We start from the raw sequence: 12196 nt of genomic DNA, 5'->3' as shown, positions 1-12196 counted from the left end.
TGCTCTGACATACCGATCATTGTTGCGGCCCCGGGTGGGGTTGTGGTGGTGGTGTCTGGTGTTGGGGTGTGGGGTTGTGGGTTGGTTGTTTGTTGAGATTTGCATAGTGGACGCGAGCATCTTTGTGGTCAAGTTGTCAAGGGCGAACGGTGGATGCCTTGGCACCAGGAGCCGATGAAGGACGTGGGAGGCCGCGATAGGCCTGGGGGAGCTGTCAACCGAGCTGTGATCCCAGGGTGTCCGAATGGGGTAACCCGGCACCAGTTGTGTGGTGTCACCTGCATCTGAATGCATAGGGTGTAGGAGGGAACGCGGGGAAGTGAAACATCTCAGTACCCGCAGGAAGAGAAAACAATAGTGATTCCGTGAGTAGTGGCGAGCGAAAGCGGATGTAGGCTAAACCGGTTGCGTGTGATACCTGTCAGGGGTTGCGTAGTCGGGGTTGTGGGAGCCCGCTCACTGTGCTGACACATGGTGGAGGAGTTATAAAGTTTGCTGCTAGTTGAACAGTCTGGAAAGGCTGACCGTAGACGGTGATAGTCCGGTAGGCGAAAGTAGTGGACCTTCTGTGGGTTTTCCCGAGTAGCGGCGCACTCGTGGAATGTGCCGTGAATCTGCCAGGACCACCTGGTAAGCCTGAATACTCCCTGGTGACCGATAGCGGACGAGTACCGTGAGGGAATGGTGAAAAGTACCCCGGGAGGGGAGTGAAATAGTACCTGAAACCGTTCGCCTACAATCCGTCGGAGCTGAGTGCCTTTGTGTACGAGGTGACGGCGTGCCTTTTGAAGAATGAGCCTGCGAGTTAGTGGCATGTGGCGAGGTTAACCCGTGTGGGGTAGCCGTAGCGAAAGCGAGTCTGAAGAGGGCGTTGAGTCGCATGTTCTAGACCCGAAGCGGAGTGATCTAGCCATGGGCAGGCTGAAGCGCGGGTAAGACCGTGTGGAGGGCCGAACCCACCAACGTTGAAAAGTTGGGGGATGACCTGTGGTTAGGGGTGAAAGGCCAATCAAACTCCGTGATAGCTGGTTCTCCCCGAAATGCATTTAGGTGCAGCGTTGCGTGTTTCTTGCCGGAGGTAGAGCACTGGATGGTCTAGGGGCCCTACAAGGTTACCGAAATCAGCTAAACTCCGAATGCCGGTAAGTGAGAGCGCGGCAGTGAGACTGCGGGGATAAGCTTCGTAGTCGAGAGGGAAACAGCCCAGATCACCAGCTAAGGCCCCTAAGCGTGTGCTAAGTGGAAAAGGATGTGGGGTCGCTTAGACAACCAGGAGGTTGGCTTAGAAGCAGCCACCCTTTAAAGAGTGCGTAATAGCTCACTGGTCAAGTGGTTCCGCGCCGACAATGTAGCGGGGCTCAAGTACACCGCCGAAGCTGTGGCATTCACATGTGTGCTTCGCCTGATCCTTTTGGGGGTTGGGTGCAGGTGTGTGGATGGGTAGGGGAGCGTCGTGCCGGGGGTGAAGCAGCGGGGTGACCCAGCTGTGGACGCGGCACGAGTGAGAATGCAGGCATGAGTAGCGAAAGAAGGGTGAGAAACCCTTCCGCCGGATGACCAAGGGTTCCAGGGCCAGGTTATTCCGCCCTGGGTGAGTCGGGGCCTAAGGCGAGGCCGAGAGGCGTAGTCGATGGATAACGGGTTGATATTCCCGTACCCGCGAAGGAGCGACCATGACGAACCTATCTGTGCTAACTGCCCGCTCAGGGGGATCCTTCGGGTGAACCGGAAAGTGCGCAGGAACCTGGGTGGTAGTAGTCAAGCGATGGGGTGACGCAGGAAGGTAGCTGAGCCCGGCCGGTGGTTGTGCCGGGGTAAGCGTGTAGGCAGGTGTGTAGGCAAATCCGCGCACCGTTAATGCTGAGGCGTGATGCCGAGCCGATTCAGGTGAAGTCAGTGATCCTATGCTGCCGAGAAAAGCCTCTAGCGAGTTCCGAGCGGCCCGTACCCTAAACCGACACAGGTGGTCAGGTAGAGAATACCGAGGCGATCGGGTGAACTGTGGTTAAGGAACTCGGCAAATTGCCCCCGTAACTTAGGGAGAAGGGGGCCGGACGCGTGAAGCCCCTTGCGGGTGGAGCGTGGTATGGCCGCAGAGAGCAGGGGAAGCGACTGTTTACTAAAAACACAGGTCCATGCGAAGTCGTAAGACGCTGTATATGGACTGACGCCTGCCCGGTGCTGGAACGTTAAGGGGACCGGTTAGCTCCTTTGGGGGCGAAGCTGAGAACTTAAGCGCCAGTAAACGGCGGTGGTAACTATAACCATCCTAAGGTAGCGAAATTCCTTGTCGGGTAAGTTCCGACCTGCACGAATGGCGTAACGACTTCCCCACTGTCTCAACCACAGGCCCGGCGAAATTGCATTACGAGTAAAGATGCTCGTTACGCGCGGCAGGACGGAAAGACCCCGGGACCTTTACTATAGCTTGACATTGGTATCCGAGCTTGATTGTGTAGGATAGGTGGGAGACTGTGAAGCTGGCACGCCAGTGTCGGTGGAGTCATTGTTGAAATACCACTCTGTTGGGTTTGGGTATCTAACCTTGGGCCCTTATCGGGTTCAGGGACAGTGTCTGGTGGGTAGTTTAACTGGGGCGGTTGCCTCCTAAAGGGTAACGGAGGCGCCCAAAGGTTCCCTCAGCCTGGTTGGCAATCAGGTGTTGAGTGTAAGTGCACAAGGGAGCTTGACTGTGAGACTGACGGGTCGAGCAGGGACGAAAGTCGGGACTAGTGATCCGGCACTTGCGAGTGGAAGCGGTGTCGCTCAACGGATAAAAGGTACCCCGGGGATAACAGGCTGATCTTCCCCAAGAGTCCATATCGACGGGATGGTTTGGCACCTCGATGTCGGCTCGTCGCATCCTGGGGCTGTAGCAGGTCCCAAGGGTTGGGCTGTTCGCCCATTAAAGCGGTACGCGAGCTGGGTTTAGAACGTCGTGAGACAGTTCGGTCCCTATCCGCCGTGCGCGTAGGATACTTGAGAAGGGCTGTCCCTAGTACGAGAGGACCGGGACGGACGAACCTCTGGTGTGCCAGTTGTCCCGCCAGGGGCACGGCTGGTTGGCTACGTTCGGAAGGGATAACCGCTGAAAGCATCTAAGCGGGAAGCCTGCTTCAAGATGAGGTATCCCACCCCTTGTGGGTTAAGGCCTCCAATAGACGATTGGGTTGATAGGCCAGAGCTGTAAGCCAGGTAACTGGTTGAGGTGACTGGTACTAATAGGCCGAGGACTTGACCTACAAAGCTGCTACGCGTCCACTATGCGAATCTGAACCAACAACCAGTCATGGTTGACAGGTTTACAGTGTTACGGCGGTCATGGCGGAGGGGAAACGCCCGGACACATTCCGAACCCGGAAGCTAAGCCTTCCAGCGCCGATGGTACTGCACTCGGGAGGGTGTGGGAGAGTAGGACACCGCCGGACTTCTTTCAGTGAAGGCCACCCCGCCGGGGTGGCCTTCACTGCGTATTGGGAGGATGTATCCGTGAGCCAGGGACCGCGCGACGACGCTCCGCGTGACCGCGACCGCGACGGCGACGGTCGTGGCCGGCGCGACGGCGAGCGCAACGACCGCGGCGAGCGGAGCTACGGCGATCGTGACCGTGACCGCGGCCGTGGATCCGGACGAGAAGGCGGCGACCGTGACGGTGGCCGGTTCGGAGACCGCCCAGGCCGCGGAGCTGGTGCGGGCGGTGGCTACCGGGGCGCACCCCGCGACGGCTACCGCGACTCCGGTGACCGCGGCCGCGGCTACGGCGACCGCGAGGGTCGCTACCGCCGCGACGGCGATGGCGGTGACTCCCGTTCGGGTGGCCGCGACGGCGGATTCCGCGGCAGCTCGCGCGGCGGCTATGGCGAAGGCTCCCGGGGCAGCTTCCGCGGCGGTGCTCCACGCGACGGCGGCTCCCGTGACGGCGACTCCCGAGGTGGCCGGGACGGCGGCGGGTTCGCCGGCGGCCGGGGCCCGCGCGAGGGCGGCTTCAGCGGCCGCGGACCGCGTGAGGGCGGCCGCGACGGCGGCGGCTTCGGTGGACGCGGCGGTCGTGACAGCGGCTCCAGTGGGCGCGGCCCACGCGAGGGTGGCTACGGCGGCGACCGCGGCGGCAGCTACGGCGACCGCGGTGGCTCCCGGGGCGGCAGCTTCGGTGATCGCGGCAGCTCCCGGGGCGGCAGCTTCGGTGATCGCGGTGGCTCCCGCGGCGGCAGCTACGGCGACCGGGGCGCCTCCCGCGGTGGTGGCTACGGCGACCGGGGCAGCAGTTTCGGCGACCGTGGCGACTCCCGGGGCGGCAGTTTCGGCGACCGTGGTGGTTCCCGGGGTGGCAGTTTCGGCGACCGTGGTGGCTCCCGTGGTGGCTACGGCGACCGGGGGAGTTCGCGCGGTGACGCTGGCGGCTCGCGTGGCGGTGGCTTCAGCGGCCGCGACGGTGGGAGTGGCGCGCGCGACCGCGACGGTGGTTCCCGCGGTGGCTTCGGCGACCGCGACCGGCGCGACGGGCAGGGTTCCCGCGAGGGTGGCTACCGCCGGGTGAGTGGCGGCTACGGTCGCGACGGCGACGACCGCGGCCCTCGCCGCGACGGTGACCGGGGCTTCGGTGGCCGGCGCGACGACCGGGGCGGGCGTGGCTTCCAGGGCGACCGTGGTCCCCGCGACGACCGCGGTCCGCGTGGCTTCTCCGGCGACCGGGACAACCGCGGGGGCCAGGGCTTCCGTGGCGACCGTGGTCCGCGCGAGGGCGGGTTTGCCGGCGGTCGGGACGACCGTGGCGGCCAGGGCTTCCGTGGCGATCGCGGTCCGCGTGAGGGCGGGTTCTCCGGTGGTCGGGACGATCGCGGTTCGCGCGGCTTCGCGGGCGACCGTGGTCCGCGCGACGATCGCGGGCCCCGTGACGGCGGCCGGCGTGACGACCGCGGCTTCCGCGACCGTGGCCCGCGCGAGGGTGGCTTCTCGGGTGACCGGGACAGCCGAGGCTTCTCCGGCGACCGTGGCCCGCGTGACGGTGGACGCGACGACCGGGGTTACGGCGACCGTGGTCCGCGCGGTGGAGGCTTCCGCCGCGACGAGGGCGACCGGGGCGGGCGCCGCGAAGGCGGTTACGAGCAGCGGGGCTACCGCAGTGGCTACGGCGACCGCGACGGCGCGCGCGGGCCGGGTGGCGAGGAGCGGCGGACGTTCGAGGATCGCGGCCCTGACCGCCGCGACGGCGGTGACCGCTGGTCCGACCGGGATCGTGACAGCCGTGGCGAGCGGCCCGGCGACGGCGCGGAGGAGCAGCGGTACGACCGCCGGGACGCGCCGGACGCGGGCGAGGACCGCGGCGGGCGGCCGTCGACGCCGGAGATCCCCGAGGAGATCGAGGCGACCGACCTCGATGGCGAGGTGCGGGCGGAGCTGCTGTCACTGGCGCGGCCGGTGGCTGACACGGTGGCCCGCCACTTGGTGGCGACCGGCCAGCTGCTCGACGAGGACCCCGAGGAGGCGATGGCGCACGCGCTCGCGGCGCGCCGGCTCGCGTCCCGGATCGCGGTGGTGCGGGAGGCGGTGGGCCTCGCCGCGTACGCCGCGGGTGAGTGGCAGACCGCGATCGCGGAGTTGCGCACGTACCACCGGATGAGCGGGAGGCAGACCCACCTCGCCGTGCTCGCCGACTGCGAGCGGGCGCTCGGGCGGCCGGAGCGGGCGGTGGACATCTACCGCGCCGCCGACAAGGCCACGCTGGAGCCCGCCGAGGCGATCGAGCTGCTGATCGTGGCCGCCGGCGCGCGCGGCGACATGGGGCAGAAGGATGCGGCGGTCGCGATGCTGCAGGTGCGCGAGCTCGCCGGTGAGGCCGACGAGCCGTGGGCCGGGCGGCTGCGCTACGCCTACGCCGACGCGCTGCTCGCGGTGGGGCGGCGCGAGGAGGCGCGGGAGTGGTTCTCGCGGGCGGCCGACGCCGACCCCGAGGCGACCACCGACGCGGCCGAGCGGCTGCTCGAGCTGGACGGCGTGGTCATGTCCGGCGACGAGAAGACCGACCTGGAAGAGGACGAGTTCACGGCGCGCGAGGGCGACGGGGACGGGGACGGCCAGGAGCGGCTCGACGGCGGCGAGGACGAGGCGCGGTTCGACGGCGGCGATCGGCCCGATGGCCGTGAGGACGACGAGCGCTTCGACGGCGAGGACGGCGACGATCCCGAGGCCGGCTACGACGAGGGCGAGTTCGACGAGGACGACTTCGACGGCGACGAGGACGAGTTCGAGGGTGAGCCGCAGGCCCGGCGCCGCGACGGCGACCCCGTTGACGGTGACCTCCTCGACGCCGCGGACGAAGACGATCCGGACGACGACGATCCAGACGACGGTCCGGCCGGGAAAGCCGACGCTGTGGGCGAAGGCGGTCTGGCCGGCGACGACCCGGCCGACGAGGACGCGGGCGCCCAGGATCTCCTGAGCGACGAAGACGACACGGGCGTTCAGGACGTGGCGGCCAACGACACGGCCGACGATGAGCCGGCGGACGGCAGCAGCCGGCCCGAGACGGCGACCACCAGCGACAGCCAGCCCGAGACGGCGACCACCAGCGGCGACCGGCCCGTAACCGAGGCCACCGACCACGGGGATCGGCCCGAGACGGCGGCCAGCGGCGGGGATCAGGCCGAGACGGCGACCAGCGGGCGGCGGCCCGAGGCGGCGACCGGCGGCGAGCCGGAGGCGGGCGGCGACGGCGGCGCTAAGCCGTGAGTGAGCGGCTGGTCGACGCGTACGACCTGGTGATCTTCGACCTGGACGGCGTGATCTACCTGATCGACCGGCCGATCGCCGGCGCTGTCGAGGCCGTGGGCGAGCTGCACCGCGCCGGCGTGCCGCTGGCCTATGCGACGAACAACGCTTCGCGCCGTTCGTCGGAGGTCGCCAACCTGCTGACCGGGCTCGGTGTGCCGGCCGACACCGCCGAGGTGGTCACGTCGGCGGGCGCGTCGGCGGCGGTGCTGGCGCAGCGGCTGCCGGCGGGTTCGCGGGTCCTGGTCGTCGGTGCCGACGCCCTCCGGGCCGAGGTGCGCGACGCGGGGCTTGAGCCGGTGGAGCGGGCCGAGGAGCGGCCGGCTGCCGTGGTGCAGGGCTACGGGCCGCAGGTGGGCTGGGCCGACCTCGCCGAGGCCGCCGTGGCGATCCGGGGTGGCGCGCAGTGGGTCGCCACGAACACCGACCGGACACTGCCGAGCCCCCGTGGCCCGCTGCCGGGAAACGGTTCGCTGGTGGCGGCGCTGCGCACCGCGCTCGGGCGCGATCCCGACCTGGTGGTGGGCAAGCCGCAGCCGGAGCTCTTCGCGACCGCGGCACGGCGGGTGGGCGCCAAGCGGCCGCTGGTCGTGGGCGACCGGCTGGACACGGACATCGAGGGCGCGGTGCGGGCCGGCATGGACAGCCTGCTGGTGCTGACCGGCGTCAGCGGGCCGGCTGACCTGCTCGCGGCGCCGCCCGAGCAGCGGCCGACGTACGTGGCGGGTGACCTCGGCGGGCTCTTCGACGCGCCGGCCGCGGCCGCGGTGCCGGTGGACCAGGTCGACGGGTGGCGGCTGGACGACAGCGGGGGGCCGCGGCTGGCCGGTGACGGCGCGTCGGTCGACGCGCTGCGGCTGCTGTGCGGGCTGGCCTGGTCGGGTGGGGACGGCACCAAGGTCGAACCCGACTCGTCCGCCGCCCGGGACGCCCTTCACGCGCTCGGCCTGCGCACCTGACAAGCCCTTCGAACGGAAGCTCGGCAGGTCGCCGAGCTGTCGACCAGGGCCGCTGCCCGCAGGAAGGCACCCCCAAAGCCCGCGCGAGAGCAGCCCCGCAGGAAGGCACCACCGGCCCGCGCGGGGTGACCCATAAGCCTGCTAATTAGAGAAGCTTGCGGAGCTTCAGCAGGTCGAACGGGCTGGCGCTGATCGACAGCTGGCGGGAGCTGAGGGCGCGGGCGAAGTTGAGGTCACCCTTCACGAGCGCCACCAAGTCGTCACTCGTGGTGGTGAGTGCGATCTTGGCGGTGGGGTCGTCGCCGTCGGTGATGTCGCGCAACTGGCCGCCGACCAGGCGGCCGTGGAAGGCCACGCCGAGGTCGGTGATGCGGCAGGCCAGGGTGCGGTCGAGGTTGAGCCGCTTGCGGGCGTCTTCGGCGTTGGTGGCCAATCGCTTGGCGAGATCGTCCAACGCCTGCCGGCACTCCTCCACGGTGGCCACACCAACCTCCGATCGACACCAGACCCGGTCCACCGCACCGTACCTCACGAGGGTGGCGTGACCGGGCGGTAGCGTATGGGGTTGAACATCGGGCGGAGGCGGAAGGATTTGGCAATGCAGGATGCGTGGCGGGCGTACCTCGAGCTTGCCCTGGGGCTCACCGAGGCGTCCAGGAAGAAGGCGCAGAAGGTCGCCAAGAGGCTGGTCGGCAAGGGTGAGGTGACCGCGGCGCAGCTCCAGTCGCTCGCCGAGGACCTCGTCTCCACCAGCCTGGCCAACCGGGAGGCGCTGTCGAAGCTGGTCCGGTTCGAAGTGGACCGCACGCTCGGCCGGGTGGGGCTCGCGACCGCGGAGGAGGTCGCCGACCTGACCAGCCGCGTGCGCGACCTGGAGGAGGAGCTGCGGCAGGCCCGCGCCGCCGCCGGACCCGCCGTGCCCGCCACGGACGGTGCCCCGGCCGCGGCCGCCACCGCGCCGGTCGCCGGCGTGCCGATCGCGAAGAAGGCCGTCGCCAAGAAGGCGGTGGCGAAGAAGACCGTGGCGAAGAAGACCGTGGCGAAGAAGGCGGCCGACGCCCCGCCGGCGACGGCCACCGCGCCGGTCAAGAAGGCCGTGGCGCGCAAGAAGGCCGCCGCGGTCGAGCCGGTCGCCGACGCCGCTCCCGCCGCGGAGCCGGCGACCCCGGCCGCCGCGCCGGCGAAGAAGGCCGTCGCCAAGAAGGCGGTGGCGAAGAAGACCGCGGCGCCGCGCAAGAAGGCGGCACCGCCCGCGGGTGAGGACTCCTGATGCAGCCGGTACCCGGACCGTACCGCCCACCGACGCCAGGGCCCTTCCGCCCGGCGCCGCCACCAGCCACTGTGGAGCCCGCGACCGCGGAGGCCACGGTGAAGCCCGCCGCCGCGGAGGCCACTGTGGATGGTGACGGCACGGGCCACCCCGCCGTGGACGCGGTCGTCCAGGCACTCGCGAACGCGGCCGACCTGCCGCCCCGCGACCAGATCGCCGAGTACGAGGCCGCGCACTCCACGCTCCAGGAGACGCTCGCCACCATCGACCAGGCCTGATGGCACGCCGCGCCCGCCTCGACGCGGAGCTGGTTCGCCGGGGGCTGGCCCGTTCCCGCGAGCAGGCGGCCGAGCTGGTGGAGGCGGGGAGGGTGCAGGTGCGTGGCGTACCGGCCCGCAAGGCGGCCGCGATGGTCGACCCGGCCGACGCCGTGCGCGTGGTCGGGGACACCGTCGACTACGTCTCGCGCGGCGGTCACAAGCTCGCCGGGGCACTCGCCGCGTTCGAAGGGCTGGCCGTCACCGGGCGGCGGTGCCTGGACGCCGGCGCCTCGACAGGTGGCTTCACCGACGTGCTGCTGCGCGCCGGGGCGGCCGAGGTGGTGGCCGTCGACGTGGGCTACGGGCAGCTGGCCTGGGCGCTGCGAAACGACCCGCGCGTACGGGTGATGGAGCGGACAAACGTGCGTAGCCTCGCGCCGGAGGCGATCGGCGGGCCGGTGGGTTTGACGGTGGCCGACCTGTCGTTCATCTCGCTGCGCCTCGTCCTGCCGGCGCTGGCCGCCTGCACCGCGCCCGACGGTGACCTCGCGCTGATGGTCAAGCCCCAGTTCGAGGTCGGCAAGGAGCGGGTGGGCGCCGGCGGCGTCGTCCGCGAGCCGGCGCTGCGCGCGGAGGCGGTGCTGGACGTGGCCACCGCCGCGCGGGGCGAAGGGCTCGGCGTGGCCGGCGTGGCGGCCAGCCCGCTGCCGGGGCCGAGCGGAAACGTGGAGTTCTTCCTGTGGCTGCGCCGCGACGCGCCCGAGGTTAGCCCGGAACGCGTGCGGGAAGTGGTGGGTGCATGAGCGGGAGTCGCGAGGCTACGGGGCGCGAGCGCAACGACGCGGGCGCGGGGCTTGAGCACAGGGCCGCGCTGCTGGTCACGCACACCGGGCGGCAGGACAGCACCGCGCACGCGCGGACGGTGGCGGCGGACCTGATCGCGGCCGGCTTCGAGGTGCGGGTCGTCGCCGAGGAGGCCGCCGACCTGGACCTGCCGGAGGTCAAGCCGGTCAGCGGGCTGGCGGCGGCGGACGGCGTGGAGATCGTGATCGCGCTGGGTGGAGACGGGACGTTTCTGCGCGCGGCCGAGCTGGCTCGCCCGGTGGCGGCACCGCTGCTCGGCATCAACCTCGGCAAGGTCGGCTTCCTCGCCGAGGCCGAGATAAACGACCTCGACCAGGCGGTGCGCGACGTGGTGGCACGGGCGTACACAGTGGACTCCCGCCTCACCCTCGACGTGGTGGCCGAAGTGGACGGTGAGCCGATCGCCGAGTCCTGGGCGCTGAACGAGGTGAGTGTCGAAAAAGGACAGCGCGCGCACATGCTCGAGGTCCTCGTCGACGTGGACGGGCGCCCGCTGTCCCGGTACGGGTGTGACGGCGTCATCTGCGCGACTCCGAGCGGCTCCACGGCGTACGCGTTTTCGGCCGGCGGCCCCGTCGTGTGGCCCGAGGTGGAGGCGCTGCTGCTGGTGCCGATCAGCGCGCACGCGCTCTTCAGCCGGCCGCTGGTCACCGCGCCCACGTCCACGTTCGTGATCACGGTGGACCCGTACACCACCTTCGCGGCGCTGTGCTGCGACGGGCGGCGGGTCTTCGACCTTCCGCCGGGGCGCGGGTGACGGTACGGCGGGGTGAGCTGCCGGTCCGGATCGTCCGCTTGCGGGAGGAACCGTTCACCGATCGGCTGGTGGCGAAGTTTGAGCTGCCGGTGGAAGGGTGGCGCGGCAACCGCCGCTGACGATCTACGCTGGGCGGCGTGTCCGATACCCGGCGGGAGCCCGTGGCGCAGAGCGCGGTGCGTGTCAGCACGCTGGAGCTCTTCTTCGACCTCGTCTTCGTCTTCACGCTGACCCAGCTGACCCGGCTGCTCGCCGACGAGCTCGACTGGACGGGCGCGGCGCGGGCGGCGCTGATGCTCGGCATCATCCTGTGGATGTACGGCGGGTTCGCCTGGCTGACCAACGCCGTCATCCCCAACGACCGCCTGCGCCGCACGCTGATGCTGGTCGGGATGGGCGGCTTTCTCACCATCTCGCTGGCGATCCCGGACGCGTTCGGCGACTCGGGGTGGGCGTTCGGCGTGGGGTACTTCGTCGTCAACGCCGTCCACACTGGACTGTTCATCCTCGCCGGCGGTGCGGGCGCGGCGCGCGCGATGGCCCGCCTCGCGCCGGTCAACCTCACCAGCGCGACGCTCGTGCTGATCGGCGGGTTCACGCCGGGTTGGTGGCGGTGGGCGCTGTGGGCGCTGGCGTTCGCGGTGGACGTGGCGGCGCCGTACATCCGGCCGATCGGCGGCTTCACGATCTCGCCGTCGCACTTCGTGGAGCGGCACGGGCTCGTGGTCATCATCGCGCTCGGCGAGTCGGTGGTCGCGATCGGTGTCGGCGCGACCGGGCTCCCCGTCGACCCGGCGCTGGTGGCGGTGGCCGCGCTGGGCCTCACGCTCTCCTACCTGATGTGGTGGGTCTACTTCGGCGACGGCGACGAGGCGGCCGAGCACGCGCTGGCGGCGGTGCCGGAGGGCGGCCGGGCGATGGTGGCGATGCGCGCGTACGGGTATGCCCACTTCGTCCTCCTTCTCGGCGTCGTGGTCGTGGCGGCCGGCACGAAGAAGGTCATCGGCCACGCCGGCGACGAGCTCAAGCTCGCCCAGGCGGTGGCGCTCGCCGGTGGTCTCGCGCTGTACCTGGTCGGTGACGCCGCGTTCCGCAGGGCGCTGGGCCTGGGCAACGCGGGTTACCGCGCGGCCGGTGCGGCGCTGGCGCTCGCGACGATCCCGCTCGGCCTGGTGGTGGCCGGCGGGCAGCTCGTCGCGCTGGTCGCGGTCCTGCTGCTGGTGCTCGCGGTGGAGGCGCGCGGCTCGGGCCGCCCACTGCGGCCGGCCGGTCGGCCCTGAGGCGATAATTTTCCCGCGTCCGCGTCAGCTGCGGACCG

Annotated in this window: 6 protein-coding genes, 2 rRNA genes and 2 pseudogenes; 9 read left to right on the top strand and 1 reads right to left on the bottom strand. The window is 69.9% G+C overall.

Annotated features, from left to right (window positions below):
• The first annotated feature begins 126 nt into the window (after positions 1–126).
• From Phou_RS03330 to Phou_RS03310, 4 genes and pseudogenes are all read left to right on the top strand, one after another.
• A 23S ribosomal RNA gene (locus Phou_RS03330) occupies positions 127–3242 on the top strand.
• A 69-nt stretch (positions 3243–3311) separates the two neighbouring features.
• Positions 3312–3428: ribosomal RNA gene (gene rrf / locus Phou_RS03325) — 5S ribosomal RNA — on the top strand.
• Positions 3429–5430: 2002 nt separating this feature from the next.
• Positions 5431–6297: pseudogene (locus Phou_RS03315) on the top strand (tetratricopeptide repeat protein); the annotation flags it as partial.
• Positions 6298–6725: 428 nt separating this feature from the next.
• Positions 6726–7727: an HAD-IIA family hydrolase gene (locus Phou_RS03310; protein WP_173053421.1), complete on the top strand. Its 1002-nt coding sequence runs from the start codon at positions 6726–6728 to the stop codon at positions 7725–7727.
• A 145-nt stretch (positions 7728–7872) separates the two neighbouring features.
• On the opposite strand, the gene Phou_RS03305 is transcribed toward Phou_RS03310, so the two are convergent.
• Positions 7873–8211 carry an SCP2 sterol-binding domain-containing protein gene (locus Phou_RS03305; RefSeq protein ID WP_173053419.1) on the bottom strand — a complete coding sequence of 113 codons (339 nt, stop codon included), beginning with the start codon at positions 8209–8211 and terminating at the stop codon, positions 7873–7875.
• Positions 8212–8325: 114 nt separating this feature from the next.
• Between Phou_RS03305 and Phou_RS03300 the strand changes: the two genes are divergently transcribed.
• From Phou_RS03300 to Phou_RS03280, 5 genes and pseudogenes are all read left to right on the top strand, one after another.
• Positions 8326–8997 (top strand): phasin family protein, encoded by a 672-nt coding sequence (locus tag Phou_RS03300; RefSeq protein WP_173053417.1) that lies wholly within the window; start codon positions 8326–8328, stop codon positions 8995–8997.
• The gene (locus Phou_RS52140) at positions 8997–9275 is read left to right on the top strand and encodes a hypothetical protein (protein WP_246273177.1); all 279 of its coding nucleotides are present in this window, start codon (positions 8997–8999) and stop codon (positions 9273–9275) included. The genes Phou_RS03300 and Phou_RS52140 overlap by 1 nt, the downstream gene beginning before the upstream one ends.
• The gene (locus tag Phou_RS03290) at positions 9275–10060 is read left to right on the top strand and encodes a TlyA family RNA methyltransferase (protein WP_173053415.1); all 786 of its coding nucleotides are present in this window, start codon (positions 9275–9277) and stop codon (positions 10058–10060) included. Before Phou_RS52140 ends, Phou_RS03290 begins: the two co-directional genes overlap by 1 nt.
• Positions 10057–10997 (top strand): annotated as a pseudogene (locus Phou_RS03285) (NAD kinase). The gene Phou_RS03290 and the pseudogene Phou_RS03285 overlap by 4 nt, the downstream one beginning before the upstream one ends.
• Positions 10998–11015: 18 nt before the next feature.
• Positions 11016–12158 (top strand): low temperature requirement protein A, encoded by a 1143-nt coding sequence (locus Phou_RS03280; protein ID WP_246273175.1) that lies wholly within the window; start codon positions 11016–11018, stop codon positions 12156–12158.
• Positions 12159–12196: the final 38 nt, after the last annotated feature.

It is taken from the genome of Phytohabitans houttuyneae (genome assembly GCF_011764425.1).
Lineage (GTDB): Bacteria > Actinomycetota > Actinomycetes > Mycobacteriales > Micromonosporaceae > Phytohabitans > Phytohabitans houttuyneae.
This window is presented reverse-complemented; position numbering and strand designations above follow the sequence as displayed.